Consider the following 18,654-nt stretch of genomic DNA (forward strand, 5'->3'; position numbering starts at 1 on the left):
CCACAACAGCCGAAGCCACAGACCCCCGATCAGGTCGGGGGTGACGAGATATTTGTCATGCCCGCGAATGCGGGTATCCACAACAGCCGAAGCCACAGACCCCCGATCCAGTCGGGGGTGACGAGATATTTGTCATGCCCGCGAATGCGGGTATCCACAACAGCCGAAGCCATAGACCCCCGATCCAGTCGGGGGTGACGAGATATTTGTCATGCCCGCGAATGCGGGTATCCACAACAGCCGAAGCCACAGACCCCCGATCCAGTCGGAGCCACAAATGGCCTTCGCCACTCTTGGCACAATGGCGGTTATGGATTTTTTATTGATCGCTTTCCTCACCCTGCTCAACGGGGTGTTTGCCATGTCAGAACTGGCTTTAGCCTCCAGCCGCAAGGCCCGCCTGGCTGCCATGGAGGAGGCGGGTGACAAAGGCGCACACGCTGCCCTCAAACTGCTCGAAGAACCCACCCAGTTTTTGTCCACCGTACAAGTGGGCATCACCTCTATCGGGGTACTCAACGGCATCGTGGGTGAGGCCGCATTCAGTGCCGGCCTGGCCCTCAACCTCGTGCAGTGGGGCCTGACTGAACCGGTCGCTGCCATCACGGCCACCGCCATTGTCGTGACCCTCATCACCTTCACCACCATCATCTTTGGCGAACTGGTGCCCAAGCGCATCGGCCAGCTTTACCCCGAAGCCGTGGCCCGCTTGGTGGCGCGGCCCATGGCTTGGCTGGCCAAAGCAGCTGGCCCCTTTGTCAAATTGCTCTCGCTGTCCACGCAAGGCATGCTCAAACTCATGCGCATCGACAGCAAAGGCAGTCGCGCCGTGACCGAAGAAGAAATCACGGCCAGCCTGGTCGAAGGCGTGGATGCCGGACTCATCGAAGAACACGAACACCAAATGGTGCGCAACGTGTTCCACCTCGATGACCGTGCGCTCACCTCCATGATGACGCCGCGCAGCGACATCCAGTGGCTCGAAGCCAGCCTCACACCGCAACAAGCCATGGACCGCATCAACCAAATGCGCGATGAAGGCAACCACTCCTGGTATCCCGTTTGCCGCGACGGGTTGGGCCACATCATTGGCGTCATCAGCCTCTCACACCTGCTGGCGCTGCCGCATGGGGACGAACGCCCGCTCGAAAACCATGCCCAAACCGCCCACTTTGTGCCCGAAACCCTGACCGGCATGGAGCTGCTCGAACAAATGCGCGACCAATCGAGTCGAATGCTCTTTGTGGTCGACGAATACGGCGAAGTGCAAGGCCTGCTCACCCCGCTTGACTTGCTAGAAGCCATCACGGGAGAGCTCAAGCCCGACACCCAAACCGACGCCTGGGCCACCCAAAACGAAGACGGCAGCTGGCTGCTCGACGGCATCATGCCCGTCAACGAACTCAAAGCTCGCCTGGACATCAAAGAACTGCCGGCGGAAGACAAAAACCGCTACAACACCCTTGCCGGCCTGCTCATGTACGCCCTGGGCCAACTGCCCAGCCAAGGACAGGTCATCGAACTGGCCGACTGGCGCTTTGAAGTCGTCACCCTCGACGGCCGCCGAATCGACAAAATAGCCGCCTCACAAAAACCCGAGTCCCTCGCTTCATAAGTTGTCGCTGACCCGTCCTGCCAGAGGTTGACACCTTTTGATAAGTCATCCCTTGCTCTTGATTTGTCATACCCGGCACGTAATTTGTCATACCCGGCTTGACCGGGTATCCATAACAGCCGAAGGCATGGACCCCCGATCAGGTCGGGGGTGACAAAAGCGGGGCATCATCTCGGCGCTTCGTTTGTCATAGTCGGTTGTTTATATGTCATACCCGGTCATTAATTTGTCATGCCCGGCACGTAATTTGTCATACCCGGCTTGACCGGGTATCCATAACAGCCGAAGGCATGGACCCCCGATCAGGTCGGGGGTGACAAAAGCGGGGCATCATCTCGGCGCTTCGTTTGTCATAGTCGGTTGTTTGTATGTCATACCCGGCGCTTAATGTGTCATACCCGGCTTGACCGGGTATCCATCTCTTGTGTATCGCTCAAATTTAAAATACGCTGAGGCATGGCTTATTTTGTTTACATTCTTGCAAGTCAAAAAAATGGCACTTTGTATGTGGGTGTCACGAATGATTTGATTCGCCGGACTCATGAACACAAGCAACATACCGTCGATGGATTCACTGAGCGTTATGGTGTGACTAATCTGGTTTGGTTTGATCAAACCGACAGCGTTCAAGAAGCGATCGCTTACGAAAAACGCTTGAAACACTGGAAGCGCGAATGGAAGATTGCCCTGATCGAAAAAGAAAATGCCCATTGGGTCGATCTTTATGAATCCATTTTGTAATTAATAACCAAGTGAACAGCCTAGACCGCCGATCATGTCGAGGGTGACGAACAAAAAGAAGTAGACCCCCGATCCAGTCGGGGGTGACAAAAGAGAGGCTTTAGACCGGCACTTCGTTTGTCATGCTCACCCCTTGATGTGTCATACCCGACTTTTAATTCGTCATACCCGGCTTGACCGGGTATCCATAACATCAGAAGGCATGGACCCCCGATCCAGTCGGGGGTGACAAAAGAGAGGCTTTAGACCGGCACTTCGTTTGTCATGCTCACCCCTTGATGTGTCATACCCGACTTTTAATTCGTCATACCCGGCGCTTAGTTTTTCATGCTTGGCTCTTAATTCGTCATACCCGGCTTGACCGGGTATCCATGCCCGCCAAGCGCAGCGCACAACAAAAGTGATTTATTGCTCATGTCACTCATAAAAAATGAAATTAACCATCAACTCAAAACAATGACCACATTGAAAATTCAGGCAAGCATGTCCATGAAATTAAAGAAATGTGTGTATATCTAAATTCAATATTACCAACACGATCTTTGGTGTATATTCACAACTCTTATACTTAAATCAGGATGTACCATGACTGCAAGCTACAAAGAATTACTGGCTCAACGTGAAGCCTTGGAGCAAGCCATTGCCCAAGCTCGCCAAAGCGAAATCTCCAGCGCCGTTGCCAAGGTGCGCGAACTGGTGGCTGAATTCGGTCTGACCGTTCAAGACGTCTTTCCTGGCCGTACTACCAAATCGGGTGCAGCCAAAACCGTCAGCAAAGTCGCCGCAAAATACCGCGACCCTGCAACAGGCCAAACCTGGACAGGCCGTGGCAAAGCCCCTAAATGGATCGACGGCAAAGACCGCACCCCATTTGTCATTGCCTGATACCCAAGACAAGCTGCTGACCAGTTATCGGCTGGCCATATAAGCAGGCGAATCAGCCCCTCGATTGGTTCAATCGCTGTTCTTGCTGGTTTATGCACAAAAGCCCCGCACATGCGGGGCTTTGTTTTTTTATCGCATTCATTCGGGGTAGAGTGTTCCGATACTCAAAATTCAAATTACAGACAGTCAGAAAACACCAATGACCCAGAACCCGCTCACCCCAGACACGCTGTTTGGCGACGCCCCGCCATCCGATCGTTGGTATCTCGCCTACACCAAACCCCGCCAAGAGCAAATCGCCCAAGTCAACCTTGAGCAGCAAGCCTTTGAGGCCTATTTGCCACTCTACAAAAAGTTCAAAAAAACAGAACAAGGGCCGGTCGCGTTGTTTGAACCCATGTTCCCGCGCTACATCCTGTTCAGGCCCAGCAAACCCGAGCAAAGCATCTCGGCGGTGCGCAGCACCAAAGGCATCGCCACCATCGTGCGTTTCGGCTTTGAGCCTGCCATGCTTCAAGACGACCTCGTGCAACGCATTCGTCAACTCGAACAAGACCGTCACCATGCCACTCTGCAAGAGCTCAGCAACCTCAAAGCCGGCCAAACTGTGCGCCTCAAACACACCGCCCTTGGCGGCGTCGAAGGCCTGATTCAAAGCGTCTCCAGCAAACGCGTCGCTGTCTTGCTGGAAATTTTGGGCCGACCCACGGTCGTCCAACTTGAGCACCACCAGGTCGAAGTCAACACCTGACAGGTCATGGATTCCCGCCTGCGCGGGAATGACGGCGGTTTTGCATGGATTCCCGCCTGCGCGGGAATGACGGCGGTTTTGCATGGATTCCCGCCTACGCGGGAATGACAGCGGTGTTGTTTGGATCGTGCGCTCATTTTCATAAACGTTCCCAACTGTCATACCGCTCCTAACTGTCATACCGCACCAAACTGTCAAACCGCACCTAACTGTCATACCGCACCTAACTGTCATACCCGCGAATGCGGGTATCCATGGCAGCCGAAGACATAGACCCCCGATCAAGTCGGGCGTGACAAAGCAGAGTTGTTTTACGTAGTTATCATCCCCCGATCAAGTTGGGGCTGACAAAGTAGAGTTGTTGTACTTGGCCACTGTTTCCCCGATCAAGTCGGGCGTGACAAAGCAGAGTTGTCGAACCTGCTAACCATTTCGCCAATGGCTGGGCTTATGCCTATAAAATCTGCAATCGTCCAAATCCGTCCCACGCTTTGACCAACTCCGCTTTGCACAACCCCCTTCCGCAGCACATCGCCATCATCATGGATGGCAACCGCCGCTGGGCCAAAAGGCGCTTTATGCCTGCTGCTCTTGGGCATGCTGCTGGGGCCAAGCAAGTGCGCGATATCGTCAAAATCTGCGCCGAAATGGGAGTGGACCACTTGAGCCTGTTCGCCTTCAGTACCGAAAACTGGAAACGCCCTGAAGAAGAGGTCTCCAGCCTCATGGGCCTGTTCATGTCTTACTTGCAAAAAGAAGTCAACAGCATGAACGACAGCGGTGTTCGCCTCAAAGTGGTGGGCGACAAAAGTCGTTTTGCGCCCGCATTGCAAGACCTCATTGATCGTGCTGAGCAGCAAACCGCCGATAACACCCGCATCACCCTCACGGTCTGCGCCAACTACGGCGGCAGATGGGACATGGTTCAAGCCGCCCAAGCCTGGCAGCAAGCCCACCCCGGTCAAAACCTGCAAGCCATGACCGAAGACACCTTGGCCCCTTACCTCAGCACGGCCTACGCCCCCGAAGTCGATTTGCTCATCCGCACAGGCGGCGAATCGCGCATCAGCAACTTCATGCTGTGGCAAGCCGCCTACGCCGAAATGTTTTTCACAGACGACCTATGGCCAGACTTCTCGCCAGCGCGTCTGAAAGAAGCCATCGCTTGGTTCGCCAACCGTGACCGCCGCTTCGGCTCGTCTGCACCGCTTTGAAGCCGGTACGGGTCAGGACTGCTACGGGTTAACCCGTTAAAAAACGCCTGAAGTCCCCGAAAATTTTCCATCAATACATTCTTTTTGAGTATTTTCCAGCGAGTCTCTATTGTTCTTAAGAATACAATCGAAGGCTGTCTAAAACCCCCAATTTGCCAAGCTTCGCGTCAGTAACTGCGCCTAAGCTCAAGCCAATTGCACAGGACAAAGTCTGCAAAACACCTTGCCGGACTGCGGTAGCCTGCCTGCCCCCCTCAACATACCCACCATGACCCATCGCAAAGGCATCATCCTCGCTGGCGGTTCCGGCACTCGCCTGTACCCCGTGACGCAAGCTGTCAGCAAGCAGCTCATGCCGGTGTACGACAAGCCCATGGTCTATTACCCGCTGACCACGCTCATGCTGGCGGGCATCAAAGATGTGCTGCTCATCAGCACACAGCAAGACACCCCGCGCTTTGCCGACCTGTTGGGTGACGGTAGCCAATGGGGCATGAACATCCAATATGCGGTGCAACCCAGCCCCGATGGCTTGGCTCAAGCCTTCATCATCGGTAAAGACTTTGTGGGCAACGAACCCAGTGCCCTCGTGTTGGGTGACAACCTCTTTTATGGTCACGACCTGGTGGGGTTGCTCAACAACGCCAACCAGCGCAGCACTGGTGCCAGCGTGTTTGCCTACCATGTGCAAGACCCAGAGCGCTACGGCGTGGTCGACTTTGACGACCAGCAACGGGCTCTCAGCATCGAAGAAAAGCCCAAGGCCCCCAAAAGCAACTACGCCGTCACGGGCCTGTACTTTTACGACAGCCAAGTCTGCGGCATCGCTGCAGATATCCAGCCCTCTGCTCGGGGTGAACTTGAAATCACCGACATCAACAAACGCTATTTGGCGCAAAACCAGTTGAATGTCGAAATCATGGGCCGTGGCTACGCGTGGCTCGACACCGGAACCCATGACAGCTTGCTGGATGCTGCTGGCTTCATCGCCACCTTGCAAAAACGCCAAGGCCTCATGGTCGCCTGCCCCGAAGAAATCGCCTTCCACCAAAAGTGGATCAGCGCTGAGAGCCTGCAAAAGCTGGCCCAGCCCCTGGCCAAAAACGGCTATGGGCAATATTTGCTGAGCCTGCTCAAATAATTTTTACCGTCATACTCGCCTCTCCCAGTCATACCCGCCTCTTCCTGTCATACCCGCGAATGCGGGTATCTATGCCTTTAAAACCATGGATGCCCGATCAAGTCGGGCATGACCATTTTCTCTAATGCCCTACACCGTCACCCCCACCCACATCCCCGATCTGCTCATCCTCGAGCCCAAGGTCTTTGGCGATGCGCGGGGTTTCTTCTTTGAAAGCTTCAACCAGCAAGACTTCAACCAAGCCACGGGCCTGGACGTGCAATTTGTGCAAGACAACCACAGCCGCAGCGCCCAAGGCGTGCTGCGTGGCCTGCACTACCAACTGCAGCAACCCCAAGGCAAACTGGTGCGCGTGGTGCGCGGCGCGGTGTTTGATGTGGCGGTCGACATCCGCCAAAACTCCCCCACTTTTGGCCAATGGGCCGGGATCGAGCTGACCGAAGACAACCACAAACAAGTCTGGGTGCCCCCCGGCTTTGCGCATGGCTTTGTGGTCTTGTCAGACAGCGCAGACTTTTTGTACAAAACAACCGACTACTACGCCCCCCAGCACGAACGCTGCATCGCCTGGAACGACCCTGCCATCGGCATCACCTGGCCCCCGGGCTTGCAACCGCAGCTGTCTGCCAAAGACCAAGCGGCCAAACCATTGGCCGAAGCAGAACTTTTCTAACCGTTATCCCAATAAAAATGACCGACGCCCCCCATTTCTCCGAAGATGACGAAATCAGCTTGCTCGACCTGTTGCAAACCATCGTCGACAACCTGCGCCTGCTCGTCATCGGCCCCATCGTGGCCGGCCTGCTGGCCCTGGCTGCTGCATCTTTCTGGCCCAAAACCTACGAAAGCACCGCCATCCTCAAGGCCGACCCATCACTGCCAGCATCATGCTCAGCGCCGCCGTGCTCGACCCGATTGCCAACAGTTTGGGCTATACCCCTCAAATACCGATAGACGATGCCCGCGCAAAGCTCAAAGAGCAAGTCAAAGCGAACATCAACGTCAAAGACAAGCTTCTGACTTTGACGGCACAAGCCAACACACCCCAAGCCGCCCAAGCCCTGGCCCAAGCCGTGTTGCAACAAACCTATACCCAAAGCCAGCCTCGCGACAGTGAAAAGTTGCGCCTGCAAAAGCAATTGATCCAAGCGCAAGTTCGCGAAAAAGAAGCGACCCAAACCGCCCAACTTTTGGGCCGCAAGCTCGATACTGCAGGCAGTACTGGTGCATCAGAAGTGGCGCAAGGCTATGCCCAAATGATCGGTGTGGTGAAAGAAAGCCAAAACGCTCAAATTGAAATTGAACGACAACTCCAAGGACTTGACGCCAGCGCCTTGGTCCAAGAAGCCACGCTTCCCACCAAACACGCCACCCCCAAACGCAGCCTCGTCGCCATCATCTCCGCATTGGCTGCAGGCTTTGCCCTGCTTTTGTTCGTCTTCATCTGCCAAGCCCTGCGCAGCGCGAGCCAAAACGAAGAGTCAGCCCAAAAGATCAACGCCCTGCAAGCATCTTGGCGCAAAGCTTTGGGTAAAGCCCAGTAACTGTCATCCTTCACATAACTGTCATACCCGCGAACGCGGGTATTCATGACTTAAACCCATGAACCCCCTCAACGCCCTCCAAGGCGTCTTCCAATCCCCCACTTTGCACGCCGCAGCCTGGGGCCTTGTCAGCACATTCCTGCTGTGCGTTCTTCTGGTCATTACCAAGCGCTGGCACGGTGCCCTGACCATGGACTTCACCGACGGCGTACAAAAGTTCCATACCGCGCCCACCCCCCGCGTAGGCGGTGTGCCCATCGTGTTGGGCCTCATCGTGGCTTGGGCCAAAACACCCCCAGACGTGAAAGAAATGCTCACCCCCATCCTGTTTGCAGGCATGCCAGCATTCCTGTTTGGCGTGGCCGAAGACATCACCAAACGTGTTGGCGTGATACCTGTACTGGCTAACGTAAATGCAGGCAACGATTTGGCTGAGTTGATTCGTACTGAGCGTGTGGGCCAAGTGTGTGAATCTTACCAATTGGACGAATTGGAATCGCGCTCACTGGCTTTGCTAGATGCAGTGGAAGTAGATACACAGATGAGTGGGCGGTGCGTTCAATTGTTTAACCGACAGTTTTCGTCTGAGCAAGCAGTGCGGCAAATCGTGACGGCCTTGAGTGCTTGATAAAGATTTCTGATGAAAATATTCGATGCGCTTTATCTGGATGGGCTGGTGCAAGACGCGAAGGTCTCTGGACGTTTGCGGCAGCACCGAAATATCCACACTAGCTACCTAGATGCGTGCCAACGGTTGTTCAACGCCATTGAACCTGACAGCTATATTCAGCCGCACAGACATGCATCTGTACCGCGTGAAGAGTTGTTAATGGCTGTACGTGGGCTGATGGCGCTGATTACTTTTGATGATGTGGGGCAGATCACTTTTGTGCAGCGTTTTGGCTCAGAGGCCTATGGCGCCGATGTGACTGCAGCGGTAGAGGTTTCATCGAGTACTTGGCACACCGTCGTTGCACTGGTTCCTGGGGCTGTTTTGCTAGAGATAAAGGCTGGGCCATTCGATCCATCACAGCCAAAAGACATGGCCTCTTGGGCGCCTGTTGCCGGCACGGCTGCGGCGGCAACTTATCTGCAGCATTTGCGCACATTGGTTTAGGTAACTCTGTTGAGTGTGGGCGGTAAACGTGGAGTGGCTTAAAAAATGTTTGTTGTGCCCGGATCCCTTTTTTTTATACCCACGGCCTTTTTTGTTATGCCTGCGAATGCGGGTATCCATGGTGGTCGAAGGCGGCAGACATGGACCCCCGATCGAGTCGGGGGTGACGGGTGCAGGGGGAGAATGACGACAAAAGAGCCGAAAGGCTCTTTCGTCGTTTAAGCGCTTTGAAATGGTCCAGATGTTTGTTTTTTCCCAGTTGATGTCGGCCATCACGCAGCCCATGTTTTGGCTGGCTGTGTGGTGGTTTGTGGCGCTGGGCTTGCTGAGTGGTGCCGCGCGTTGGCGGCGGGCTGCTGTTCGCATGCTGTGGAGCGGTTTGGTGGTGTTGGGGCTCTTGGGTTTCGAGGCTTTGCCGCATGCGCTGCTGCGCCCGCTGGAAAACCGATACCCTGTGCCGACGCCAGAGGCTGTCGGTCGTCATGTCGGTGTGATCGTGCTGGGCGGTGCCACTGAGCACCCTGGCATTTATATGGCGCATGGCCAGGTGCCTTTGGGCCAAGCGGCTGAGCGCATGTCTGTGCCGGTGGGGCTGATGCGGCAGCATTCTCAATTGCAATTGGTTTTTTCTGGCGGTGAGGGGCGCTTGCTGGCTAAGGGCGTGAGCGAGGCCGAATTGGCCAAGGCTTTTTATGTGCAGCAGGGCGTGGACATGCGCCGAGTCATTCTGGAAAGCGGCTCGCGCACCACCCGAGAAAACGCTCTACAGGTGGCCGCGTTGCTGGGCAAACGTTGCCAAGAGCCTTGGCTGTTGGTGACTTCGGCCTGGCACATGCCCCGGTCTGTGCCCGAGTTTGAGGCGGTGGGGTGTCAGGTGACGCCGTATCCGGTGGACTTCAGAACAGGCGATGCCACGCTGTGGGCTGAGTATTCATTGGCGCGCAGTTTGCTGCTGTGGCAAACGGCTTTGCATGAGTGGTTGGGGTTGGGGGGTTATCGGGTGACGCGGTGAGCAGACATGGACCCCCGATCGAGTCGGGGGTGACGAATACAGGAGTTGGGGGTGACGAATACAAGAGTTGGGGGTGACGAATGCGGGGGGGCGGGGGTTGCGAATGACGTGGGAGCGAGCCCCTACTCGCGAATGCATTTGGTTGTTTCCGGCAAAACTTCGCGTGAAGGCTATTGGCCGGAAACAGAGGCGCTGTTGGCCGCGTTTTCTGAGGGGCGAGTTGCGGCACAAGAGCGCCTGAAATTGATCACGGAAAAAATACAAGAGCAGGCCAGGTTGAACAAGGCCTTGCGTTTGAATCGCGTTCCGCGCGTCGTGGCTCGGGTGTTACGTGAACTCGATCGCGCGGGTCTTCATGACAGTTTTACGGTGATTGGAACTCAGGCGTTGTACGCCTACGAAGCGGCGGGTGGCGCGCACTTTGTGTTGGAATTATTGGCCTCTGGGGATGTCGACTTGCGCTACGATGCGAGGCAAAAAATGACGGTCGTGTCGGATAAATTGGATGGAGAAGGCTTGCTGGGTTTGCTGAAAAAAGCCGATAAGACGTTTGAATGTGTTCGTGAAAATGGCTATCGCGCTGCAAATGCGGGCCAGTTCATGGTGGATTTGGTGGTTGCACCTCGTGGCATGCAGGACTCAGAAAACATCACCTTCGCTGAGTCAGATTTGGTGGCAACCGAAGTGCCGGGGCTTCAGTGGTTGTTGAACTTGCCCAAGCTCGATGCGGTCGCGATCGATGAGGACGGCTGGCCGGTACCCATGCGGGTGCCAGACCCGCGCGCTTTTGCCATGCATAAAGTTTGGCTTTCGGGGCTTCCTGAGCGGGAGCCCATAAAAAAGCCACGTGACCTAGAACAGGCACAAGCTGTAGCCAAGCTTGTTCAGGCTGAAATGCCGCATCTGTCGTTCGAAACCACACTGACCTCACTGCATGGGGATGCTCGCAAATTGTGCCCTTTGCTTGATATTTAAGCCGTCGCACTGGCGATGGCGCAATTGAAATGAATCGGCGTTAGATCCCAATTGTTTGCGTACAAAAGAGCCTTACGGCTCTTTTGTCGTTTTCGGGCTCTTATTGAGGTCTTGGTTTGCTGTGTTTGTGGGAGCGAGCCCCTGCTCGCGAATGAGGGCTGGAACCACTGCACACATTCGGCCACAGGGAGGGTGAGCCACCGTTCAGCCGCAGGGCATGGAGCAGGCCGCTTGTGGCGACTGTGTCGCTGTTGGTTTGGACGCAGTAGCAGTCGCCATGAAAAGCGCCATCATGAATGTGAAGAAATGGCTTTCTACGGCAAGCCATAGTGCACCATGAACCATGCTGTCGACAAAAAAGATACCCAAAAAGCCCAACAGCAATGCTTTGTGAGGTGTGCCTAAGGCACTGGCAAAGCGGTAGGGGCGATAAAAGTAAAACAAATATGCGGCAATTCCCAGCAAGCCGTATTCGACCCCAAAAAACAAAAATTGGTTGTGAGGGTGCACGCAGGCAATGCTACACAGCGCGGAGTCAGGAAAGGCTTGCTTGGCGATGTGGCGGTAAGAACCCGTGCCCGATCCGATGAGTGGCCGCTGGTTGATTTGCTCGGCAGACAGTTGCCACATGGCCAGGCGTGCTCCGGTGGATGTCTTCATGTGCTGTACCGACCCGTCCTTGGGGCCTGACAAAAAAGCTTGTGTCTCTGTAACCACCAATTGCACGCGGTTTGACAACGTGGCCGATGAGCTGACCAGCAATGCGACCAGGACACCAGCCAGGCCCATGAACAGCCATTTTTTGCGGCTGGTGATTCGGGTGATGCCGTAAATTAATAGGCTGAGGAACAAGGCCAAATAGGCCGTGCGGCCTGCAGCGAGGTGCGTGATGCTGACCAGCGCCAGCAGTGCCAATGCGCCCCACAAAATCCGTTGTAGAGGTGTGGAGACTCGCAGGAATTGATGAATGCAAAACAAGACAAACAGCGACATCATGATGCCCTGCGCGATGTAGTCTTTGAAGACGGTGTGGTCCACACCCCAGCCTTGGTTGTGCGTGACCGACCAAGGCAGGTCAAACCAGATGTTGGCGTAGACCGAAACCAGGGTGAAAAGCATCGCCACACCGAAAGCTCGCCAGCAACGCTGACGCCATGCGGGGTCTTGCAGCAAAGTGATGGCAAGCAGAACAAACAGGAATTTGCTGTATTTGTTCAGGTGTTGCAGCATCTCGGCACCGCTGGCCGTGCTGTAAGTTGTGCCCGCAATGACTAGTCCATAAAGCAAGAGCGCTGGTAGGGTGATGGGGTTGCTTTTGACGCTGTGCCACCGGGCTTTGAATTGACCGGCTAGCAGCCATGTGACGAGCATGAGCGCCATCAGGATGTTGGTGGCGGCTAGGGAAATCGGGAAGCAAAAGAAAATGCCCACCAGAAAGATTTGTGCTGATTGATTGGCGCGATGCTGGAGTGCTGCGTACATGTTTCGAGGGCGTGAGTTTGATTAATGACGTGCAGCAGTACAGAGCAATAGAATTTTAAAAGGCATTCGCCCGCAGAGCAGGAGGATTGATTGTTGCATTGGTCTTTAGTTGTAGCGAGCCTCTGCTCATGAATAAAGTAATTAATTTGAACTAAATTCCGATTATTGTCCAGGATGAACGAAGGCAGACAAGGCATGGACCCCCGATCGAGTCGGGGGTGACAAGTTGAGGGGATGGGGTGACAAGTTGAGGGTTCGGGGTGACAAGTGTAGGAGTCGGGGGTGACAAATGTTTGTCATACCCGCGCATGCGGGTATCCATGGTGGTCGAAGGTAGCAGGCATGGACCCCCGATCGAGTCGGGGGTGACAAGTTGAGGGGCGAGGGTGACAAGTTGAGGGGCGAGGGTGACAAGTTGGGGGTTCGGGGGTGACAAGTTGGGGTTGGGGGTGTTGAACTGGGGCATTCAAGTTATGGCAAAGTATGGTCATGATTTATCCGACCATTGAAGATGCGATTGGCAAGACACCGCTGGTGGCTTTGCAGCGTTTGGGGGCTGCCGACAGGGCGGCGCGAAGCAATGTGATTTTGGGCAAGCTGGAGGGCAACAACCCTGCGGGCTCAGTCAAGGACCGGCCTGCTTTGTCGATGATCCGCCGGGCTGAAGAGCGCGGTGAGATCAAGCCCGGTGACACACTGATTGAAGCGACATCGGGCAACACGGGTATCGCGTTGGCCATGGCCGCAGCCATCAGGGGTTACCGCATGATTTTGATCATGCCGGAGGACTTGTCGATCGAGCGGGCACAGACCATGAAGGCGTTTGGTGCCGAGTTGATACTCACGCCCAAAAGCGGCGGCATGGAATACGCCCGCGACCTGGCCGACAACATGGCCGCGCAGGGCAAGGGTCGCATCCTCGACCAGTTCGCCAACGCCGATAACCCGCGCATCCATTACGAGACCACCGGCCCCGAAATCTGGGAGCAGACCGGTGGCAAGATCACCCACTTTGTGAGCGCCATGGGCACCACCGGCACCATCACGGGGGTGTCGCGGTTTTTGAAAGAAAAGAACCCTGCGATCCGCATCATTGGTGCCCAGCCCAGCGAGGGCTCGCGCATTCCGGGCATTCGCAAATGGCCCGAAGAGTATCTGCCCAAGATTTACGACCCCACCCAGGTGGACGAGTTGGTTTATGTGAGCCAGGGCGATGCTGAGGAAACTTGCCGTCAAATGGCCCGCACCGAAGGCATTTTTGCCGGCATCTCGGCCGCCGGTGCCTGCTGGGTTGCGCAGCAAGTGGCCAAGACGGCGCAAAACGCCACCATCGTGTTCATCGTGTGCGATCGCGGTGATCGCTATTTGTCTACGGGCGTGTTTCCCGCCTGAACCCAGGATGCACCATGGCTGAATTTCGTTTTTGCCCGCAGTGCGCCACGCCCTTGGCTTGGATTTCGCAAATGGAAGACGGCGGCGAGACCTTGCGTCTGCGTTGCACGGCGTGCGACTTTACCCACTGGAACAACCCCACGCCGGTTTTGGCGGGCATTGTGCAAGTGGGCGATCAGATTTTGCTGGCCCGCAATGCCGCCTGGCCGGGGCGTCGGTTTGCATTGATCACCGGCTTTATGGAGGCAGGTGAGACGCCCGAAGAAGGCATCACGCGTGAGATCGCCGAGGAGACCAATTTGAAGGTTTCGGCGCTCAAGTTGATTGGCGCGTATGACTTTCAGCGCATGAACCAGGTGATCATCGCTTACCACGCAGTGGCCGAGGGCGATGTGCGTTTGTCGCCCGAGTTGGCCGAGTACAAGATGTTTGACTTCAAGGACCTGATTTGCTGGCCTGCGGGGACCGGTTATGCCTTGGGGGATTGGTTGCGCACCATCGGCATCGAGCCCACCTTCATGACATGGGAAGAGCGTGCTGCGCAAAGTCAGGAAGCGAATCAGGACACATGATGCACATCGACAAAGAAATTGACACCAGCGGCCTGAACTGCCCATTGCCCATCTTGAAGGCCAAGAAAGCCTTGAATGACATGACCAGCGGCCAGGTGCTCAAGGTGATCGCGACCGACCCTGGGGCCTGGCGCGATTTTGAGGCGTTTGCGCGGCAGACCGGCAACGATTTGCTGATGCAGGAAAAGACCGCGACGGCGTTTGTGTTTGCGCTCAAACGTCGCTGATCAGAGGCTCAGGCCTTTGAGGTATTCGCGGAACGATGCACCCACTTGCGGGTGCTGCAAGGCCAGTTCAACTGTGGCCTCTAGAAAACCTTCTTTGCTGCCGCAGTCGTAGCGTTTGCCTTCGTACTGGAAGGCATAGACCGCTTCGCGTTGCATCAAGCGAGCGATGGCATCGGTCAGCTGAATCTCGCCACCCACACCCGTGGGCTGGTTGCGGATTTCTTCAAAAATACCGGGCGTGAGGATGTAGCGGCCCGCCACGCCCATGCGCGAAGGGGCTTTGTCGGGGGTGGGCTTTTCCACAATTTTTTCGACACGCATCAGTTGCTTGCCTGCCGATTCGCCCGCCACGATGCCATAGCGTTTGACGTGTTCCAGCGGCACTTCCTGCACCGCCAAAATTGAGCGGCCTTGCTGCGTGTGCGCCGCCACCATTTGGCTCAGCACCGACGGCCCGCCTTGCAAGCCCACCATCAGGTCATCGGCCAGCAGCACCGCAAAGGGCTCGTTGCCCACCATGGCTTCGGCGCACAGCACCGCATGGCCCAGGCCCAGCGAGCGCGGTTGGCGCACATAGGCGCAAACCATGTCGTCGGGCTGCACCGAGCGCACCAAGGCCAGCAGTTCGTCTTTGTGGGCGGCTTCGAGTTCGCTCTCGAGTTCGTAGGCGGTGTCGAAGTGGTCTTCGATGGCCCGCTTGCTGCGGCCCGTGACAAAGATCATGTGGCGCACGCCCGCGCTGTAGGCTTCTTCTACGGCGTACTGGATCAAGGGTTTGTCGACCACCGGCAGCATTTCCTTGGGGGCGGCTTTGGTAGCGGGCAAAAAGCGCGTGCCCAAACCGGCTACCGGGAATACGGCTTTGCGAATCATGTTGTGGCTCATGGTGTTGTCCTTGTTGTGCAGGCGATCAGCCCAGACGTTGCAGTTGTTGGTGGATTTTTTCGACTGTGGCTGTGAAGTCGGCCACGCGTTTCTTGGCTTCGTCGATCACGGCAGGGGGTGCCTTGGCCACAAAGGCTTCATTGCTCAGCTTGGCGTTGGCTTTGGTGATTTCACCTTCCAGGCGAGCGGCTTCCTTGGTCAGGCGAATTTTTTCTGCGGCCGCATCCACTTCGATGAACAGGCACAAGCGGGCTTCGCCCACCACGGCCACGGGCGCAGCTTGTGCAGCGGCTGCCCACTCGGCTTCGTCGGTGAAGACCTTGACTTCACTGAGCTTGGCCAGCGCTTGCAGTACAGGCGCTGCGCTTTGCATGAAGCTGGTGTCGCCCAGCACGTACAGGGGCATGCGGGTGGCGGGGGACACACTCATCTCGCCGCGCAGATTGCGGCAGGCGTCCACCAAGGTCTTGAGCTTGGCCACATGCGCTTCGGCTTGAGCGTCGATGCGCTCGGGCTGGCTGACGGGGTAGGCCGCGATGCTGACCGATTCGCCCGGACGGCCTGCCACCACCGACACTTTTTGCCAAAGTTCTTCGGTGATGAACGGGATGATCGGGTGGGCCAAACGCATGATGGTTTCGAGCGTGCGGATCAAGGTGCGGCGCGTGGCGCGTTTTTGCGCATCGTCGCCGGTGTTCATCTGTACCTTGGCGATTTCGAGGTACCAGTCGCAAAACTCGTTCCAGACAAAGTCGTAAATCGTGTTGGCCACGTTGTCCAGGCGGTACTCTGCAAAGCCTTTGGCCACGTCGGCTTCTACGCGTTGCAGTTGCGAGCTGATCCAGCGGTCGGCTTGGCTGAAGGCCAGGTAGCCGTGCACCGGGCCGCCCACTTCGCATTCGACTTTGGTGTGTTCTTTCAGGCCGCAGTCTTGGCCTTCACAGTTCATCAGCACAAAGCGGGTGGCGTTCCACAGTTTGTTGCAGAAGTTGCGGTAACCCTCGCAACGCTTGGAGTCAAAGTTGATGCTGCGGCCCAATGAGGCCAGTGCCGCAAAGGTGAAGCGCAGGGCGTCGGCACCGTAGGCCGGGATGCCTTCGGGGAATTCTTTTTCGGTTTGCTTGCGCACTTTGGGCGCGGTCTCGGGTTTGCGCAGGCCTTGGGTGCGTTTGTCGAGCAGGGGTTCGAGCGTGATGCCGTCGATCAAGTCGACCGGGTCGAGCACGTTGCCTTCGGACTTGCTCATCTTTTTGCCCTGCGCATCAAGCACCAGGCCGTGGATGTAGACGTGTTTGAAGGGCACTTTGCCTGTGAAGTGGGTGGTCATCATGATCATCCGGGCGACCCAGAAGAAGATGATGTCGTAGCCGGTGACCAGCACGCTGCTGGGGAGGTAGAGGTCGTAATCGCTTTGGCTGTTGTTGGCTTGTGCGTTGACGTTTGTTCCGCTGGCGAGCGTGCCGGAACCGGTCTTGCTCATACTCGCTTCGCTCGCAATGTCGCTGCGTCCGAGTCCGGCACGCTCGTCAGCTGCGTTGTTGGTTCTTTCTTCATTGCTCCAACCTAGTGTGCTGAATGGGACCAGTGCGCTGGAATACCAGGTGTCGAGCACGTCTTCGTCGCGCTTGAGGGTCTTGCCCGGAGCTTTGGCTTGCGCCTCGGCTTCGTTACGCGCCACGTACACCTTGCCGTCTTCGTCGTACCAAGCTGGGATCTGGTGGCCCCACCAGAGTTGGCGGCTGATGCACCAGTCGGTGATGTTGTTCATCCACTGGTTGTAGGTGTTGACCCAGTTCTCGGGCACGAATTTCACTTCGCCCGATTGCACGGCATCAATCGCCTTTTGCGCGATGCTCTTGCCGGTGGCGTCGCCTTTGCCGACCTGGTTCATGGCCACGAACCACTGGTCGGTCAGCATGGGCTCGATCACTTGGCCGGTGCGGGCGCAGCGGGGCACCATGAGTTTGTGCTTTTTGACCTCGACCAAATGGCCTGCGGTTTCCAGATCGGCCACCACGGCTTTGCGGGCCACAAAGCGGTCCAGGCCTCGGTATTTTTCGGGGGCGTTGTCGTTGATCGTCGCGTCGAGGTTGAGCACGCAGATCATGTCCAGCTTGTGGCGCTGGCCGACTTGGTAGTCGTTGGTGTCATGCGCGGGCGTGACCTTGACCACGCCGGTACCAAAGGCCTTGTCCACGTAGTCGTCGGCAATCACCGGGATGGTGCGACCGCACAAAGGCAGGTTGACTTGCTTGCCGATGAGATGTTGGTAGCGCTCGTCTTCGGGGTGCACCATCACGGCCACGTCGCCCAGCAGGGTTTCGGGTCGGGTGGTGGCCACGGTGAGGCTGCCAGAGCCATCGGCCAGGTCGTAGCGGATGTGCCACATCGAGCCGTCTTCTTCGGCGCTTTCCACTTCCAGATCAGACACCGCGCTTTGCAGCACCGGATCCCAGTTGACCAGGCGTTTGCCACGGTAGATCAGGCCTTGCTCATAGAGCTGCACAAAGGTTTCGGTCACGGTTTTGGACAGTTTGGGGTCCATCGTGAAGTACTCGCGGCTCCAGTCCACGCTGTCGCCCATGCGGCGCATCTGGCGGGTGATGGTGCTGCCCGATTCATCTTTCCACTCCCACACTTTGCTCACAAAGTTCTTGCGTGCTTCGGCAGGTGTTGGCCCCATGTCGTGGCGGCTGATGCCTTGGGCTTGCAGCTGGCGCTCCACCACGATTTGGGTGGCAATGCCGGCGTGGTCGGTGCCCGGAATCCAAGCGGTGTTGTGGCCCGACATGCGGTGGTAGCGGGTCAACGAGTCCATGATGGTCTGGTTGAAGGCGTGGCCCATGTGCAGCGTGCCGGTCACGTTGGGCGGTGGCAGCTGGATGGCAAAGGCGGGTGCGCCGTCTTTGGCCGTTTGCGTGCCCCGGAAACCGGCCACACCGTAGCCACGTTTTTCCCATTCGGGGCCCCAATGGGCTTCGAGTGCAGCGGGTTCAAACGATTTGGACAGGCTCTCAAGGCCGGTTTGGTTCACGGGAGTGGCAGGCGCGTTGCTCATGGCTGGGGGCTTCTTAAAAAGAAAAACGGCACCTCAGCAGATG

At 56.6% G+C, this 18,654-nt stretch carries 19 protein-coding genes; 16 read left to right on the top strand and 3 right to left on the bottom strand.

All coding sequences use genetic code 11. From position 1 onward, the window contains the following. The first annotated feature begins 310 nt into the window (after window positions 1–310). The 13 genes from ACZ5RG_RS02635 to ACZ5RG_RS02695 all read left to right on the top strand — a co-directional run bounded on the left by ACZ5RG_RS02635 (window position 311) and on the right by ACZ5RG_RS02695 (window position 10,995). Window positions 311–1,615, top strand: a complete 1,305-nt coding sequence (locus ACZ5RG_RS02635) for a hemolysin family protein (protein ID WP_298599968.1) — start codon at window positions 311–313, stop codon at window positions 1,613–1,615. A 456-nt stretch (window positions 1,616–2,071) separates the two neighbouring features. Continuing rightward, window positions 2,072–2,356 (top strand): GIY-YIG nuclease family protein, encoded by a 285-nt coding sequence (locus tag ACZ5RG_RS02640; protein ID WP_464447709.1) that lies wholly within the window; start codon window positions 2,072–2,074, stop codon window positions 2,354–2,356. Between the two features lie 585 nt (window positions 2,357–2,941). Next, a complete protein-coding gene (locus tag ACZ5RG_RS02645; protein ID WP_464447710.1) occupies window positions 2,942–3,241 on the top strand; it encodes an H-NS histone family protein in 300 nt (99 codons plus the stop codon). Window positions 3,242–3,440: 199 nt separating this feature from the next. Then, the gene (gene nusG / locus ACZ5RG_RS02650) at window positions 3,441–3,992 is read left to right on the top strand and encodes a transcription termination/antitermination protein NusG (protein ID WP_298599974.1); all 552 of its coding nucleotides are present in this window, start codon (window positions 3,441–3,443) and stop codon (window positions 3,990–3,992) included. Window positions 3,993–4,483: 491 nt separating this feature from the next. Further along, the gene (gene uppS / locus ACZ5RG_RS02655; RefSeq protein ID WP_464447711.1) at window positions 4,484–5,206 is read left to right on the top strand and encodes a polyprenyl diphosphate synthase; all 723 of its coding nucleotides are present in this window, start codon (window positions 4,484–4,486) and stop codon (window positions 5,204–5,206) included. 268 nt (window positions 5,207–5,474) lie between these two features. Continuing rightward, window positions 5,475–6,347, top strand: coding sequence for a glucose-1-phosphate thymidylyltransferase RfbA (gene rfbA / locus ACZ5RG_RS02660; protein ID WP_464447712.1), 873 nt, complete (start codon window positions 5,475–5,477; stop codon window positions 6,345–6,347). A 124-nt stretch (window positions 6,348–6,471) separates the two neighbouring features. Then, entirely contained in the window at window positions 6,472–7,020 is a 549-nt protein-coding gene (rfbC, locus tag ACZ5RG_RS02665; protein WP_464447713.1) for a dTDP-4-dehydrorhamnose 3,5-epimerase, read from the top strand. Window positions 7,021–7,037: 17 nt separating this feature from the next. Continuing rightward, window positions 7,038–7,301 carry a Wzz/FepE/Etk N-terminal domain-containing protein gene (locus ACZ5RG_RS02670; protein WP_464447714.1) on the top strand — a complete coding sequence of 88 codons (264 nt, stop codon included), beginning with the start codon at window positions 7,038–7,040 and terminating at the stop codon, window positions 7,299–7,301. Next, entirely contained in the window at window positions 7,235–7,891 is a 657-nt protein-coding gene (locus tag ACZ5RG_RS02675; protein ID WP_464447715.1) for a hypothetical protein, read from the top strand. Before ACZ5RG_RS02670 ends, ACZ5RG_RS02675 begins: the two co-directional genes overlap by 67 nt. Window positions 7,892–7,949: 58 nt before the next feature. Then, window positions 7,950–8,519: a hypothetical protein gene (locus tag ACZ5RG_RS02680; protein ID WP_464447716.1), complete on the top strand. Its 570-nt coding sequence runs from the start codon at window positions 7,950–7,952 to the stop codon at window positions 8,517–8,519. A gap of 12 nt (window positions 8,520–8,531) precedes the next feature. Next, a complete protein-coding gene (locus ACZ5RG_RS02685) occupies window positions 8,532–9,008 on the top strand; it encodes a WbuC family cupin fold metalloprotein (protein ID WP_464447717.1) in 477 nt (158 codons plus the stop codon). A 241-nt stretch (window positions 9,009–9,249) separates the two neighbouring features. Beyond that, on the top strand, window positions 9,250–10,020 hold the full coding sequence (locus ACZ5RG_RS02690; protein ID WP_464447718.1) for a YdcF family protein: 771 nt from the start codon (window positions 9,250–9,252) through the stop codon (window positions 10,018–10,020). A gap of 132 nt (window positions 10,021–10,152) precedes the next feature. Next, complete coding sequence (locus tag ACZ5RG_RS02695; RefSeq protein ID WP_464447719.1) at window positions 10,153–10,995, top strand: GSU2403 family nucleotidyltransferase fold protein; 843 nt, start codon at window positions 10,153–10,155, stop codon at window positions 10,993–10,995. Window positions 10,996–11,199: 204 nt separating this feature from the next. Here ACZ5RG_RS02695 and ACZ5RG_RS02700 read toward each other — a convergent pair whose 3' ends face one another. Continuing rightward, window positions 11,200–12,477 (bottom strand): O-antigen ligase family protein, encoded by a 1,278-nt coding sequence (locus ACZ5RG_RS02700; protein ID WP_464447720.1) that lies wholly within the window; start codon window positions 12,475–12,477, stop codon window positions 11,200–11,202. A gap of 489 nt (window positions 12,478–12,966) precedes the next feature. On the opposite strand from ACZ5RG_RS02700, the gene cysM reads away from it, so the two are divergent. From cysM to ACZ5RG_RS02715, 3 genes are read left to right on the top strand one after another with little or no spacing between them, the layout of a single operon-like run. Continuing rightward, complete coding sequence (cysM, locus tag ACZ5RG_RS02705) at window positions 12,967–13,869, top strand: cysteine synthase CysM (protein ID WP_298600695.1); 903 nt, start codon at window positions 12,967–12,969, stop codon at window positions 13,867–13,869. A 14-nt stretch (window positions 13,870–13,883) separates the two neighbouring features. Further along, window positions 13,884–14,441: an NUDIX hydrolase gene (locus tag ACZ5RG_RS02710; protein WP_019431314.1), complete on the top strand. Its 558-nt coding sequence runs from the start codon at window positions 13,884–13,886 to the stop codon at window positions 14,439–14,441. Next, window positions 14,441–14,668: a sulfurtransferase TusA family protein gene (locus tag ACZ5RG_RS02715; protein WP_315234808.1), complete on the top strand. Its 228-nt coding sequence runs from the start codon at window positions 14,441–14,443 to the stop codon at window positions 14,666–14,668. Before ACZ5RG_RS02710 ends, ACZ5RG_RS02715 begins: the two co-directional genes overlap by 1 nt. Here the strand turns inward: ACZ5RG_RS02715 and galU are convergent, their stop codons facing one another. Beyond that, window positions 14,669–15,553 (bottom strand): UTP--glucose-1-phosphate uridylyltransferase GalU, encoded by an 885-nt coding sequence (gene galU, locus ACZ5RG_RS02720; RefSeq protein WP_312259594.1) that lies wholly within the window; start codon window positions 15,551–15,553, stop codon window positions 14,669–14,671. A gap of 25 nt (window positions 15,554–15,578) precedes the next feature. Continuing rightward, window positions 15,579–18,611: a valine--tRNA ligase gene (locus ACZ5RG_RS02725; RefSeq protein ID WP_464447721.1), complete on the bottom strand. Its 3,033-nt coding sequence runs from the start codon at window positions 18,609–18,611 to the stop codon at window positions 15,579–15,581. Window positions 18,612–18,654: the final 43 nt, after the last annotated feature.

It is taken from the genome of Limnohabitans sp. TEGF005 (assembly GCF_055394835.1).

Excerpts from the sequence above, each read along its gene's own strand:
- ACZ5RG_RS02635 (WP_298599968.1), top strand. The coding sequence starts at position 311 with ATGGATTTTTTATTGATCGCTTTCCTCACCCTGCTCAACGGGGTGTTT.
- ACZ5RG_RS02640 (WP_464447709.1), top strand. The coding sequence starts at position 2,072 with ATGGCTTATTTTGTTTACATTCTTGCAAGTCAAAAAAATGGCACTTTG.
- ACZ5RG_RS02645 (WP_464447710.1), top strand. The coding sequence starts at position 2,942 with ATGACTGCAAGCTACAAAGAATTACTGGCTCAACGTGAAGCCTTGGAG.
- nusG (WP_298599974.1), top strand. The coding sequence starts at position 3,441 with ATGACCCAGAACCCGCTCACCCCAGACACGCTGTTTGGCGACGCCCCG.
- rfbA (WP_464447712.1), top strand. The coding sequence starts at position 5,475 with ATGACCCATCGCAAAGGCATCATCCTCGCTGGCGGTTCCGGCACTCGC.
- rfbC (WP_464447713.1), top strand. The coding sequence starts at position 6,472 with ATGCCCTACACCGTCACCCCCACCCACATCCCCGATCTGCTCATCCTC.
- ACZ5RG_RS02670 (WP_464447714.1), top strand. The coding sequence starts at position 7,038 with ATGACCGACGCCCCCCATTTCTCCGAAGATGACGAAATCAGCTTGCTC.
- ACZ5RG_RS02675 (WP_464447715.1), top strand. The coding sequence starts at position 7,235 with ATGCTCAGCGCCGCCGTGCTCGACCCGATTGCCAACAGTTTGGGCTAT.
- ACZ5RG_RS02680 (WP_464447716.1), top strand. The coding sequence starts at position 7,950 with ATGAACCCCCTCAACGCCCTCCAAGGCGTCTTCCAATCCCCCACTTTG.
- ACZ5RG_RS02685 (WP_464447717.1), top strand. The coding sequence starts at position 8,532 with ATGAAAATATTCGATGCGCTTTATCTGGATGGGCTGGTGCAAGACGCG.
- ACZ5RG_RS02690 (WP_464447718.1), top strand. The coding sequence starts at position 9,250 with ATGTTTGTTTTTTCCCAGTTGATGTCGGCCATCACGCAGCCCATGTTT.
- ACZ5RG_RS02695 (WP_464447719.1), top strand. The coding sequence starts at position 10,153 with ATGCATTTGGTTGTTTCCGGCAAAACTTCGCGTGAAGGCTATTGGCCG.
- ACZ5RG_RS02700 (WP_464447720.1), bottom strand. The coding sequence starts at position 12,477 with ATGTACGCAGCACTCCAGCATCGCGCCAATCAATCAGCACAAATCTTT.
- cysM (WP_298600695.1), top strand. The coding sequence starts at position 12,967 with ATGATTTATCCGACCATTGAAGATGCGATTGGCAAGACACCGCTGGTG.
- ACZ5RG_RS02710 (WP_019431314.1), top strand. The coding sequence starts at position 13,884 with ATGGCTGAATTTCGTTTTTGCCCGCAGTGCGCCACGCCCTTGGCTTGG.
- ACZ5RG_RS02715 (WP_315234808.1), top strand. The coding sequence starts at position 14,441 with ATGCACATCGACAAAGAAATTGACACCAGCGGCCTGAACTGCCCATTG.
- galU (WP_312259594.1), bottom strand. The coding sequence starts at position 15,553 with ATGAGCCACAACATGATTCGCAAAGCCGTATTCCCGGTAGCCGGTTTG.
- ACZ5RG_RS02725 (WP_464447721.1), bottom strand. The coding sequence starts at position 18,611 with ATGAGCAACGCGCCTGCCACTCCCGTGAACCAAACCGGCCTTGAGAGC.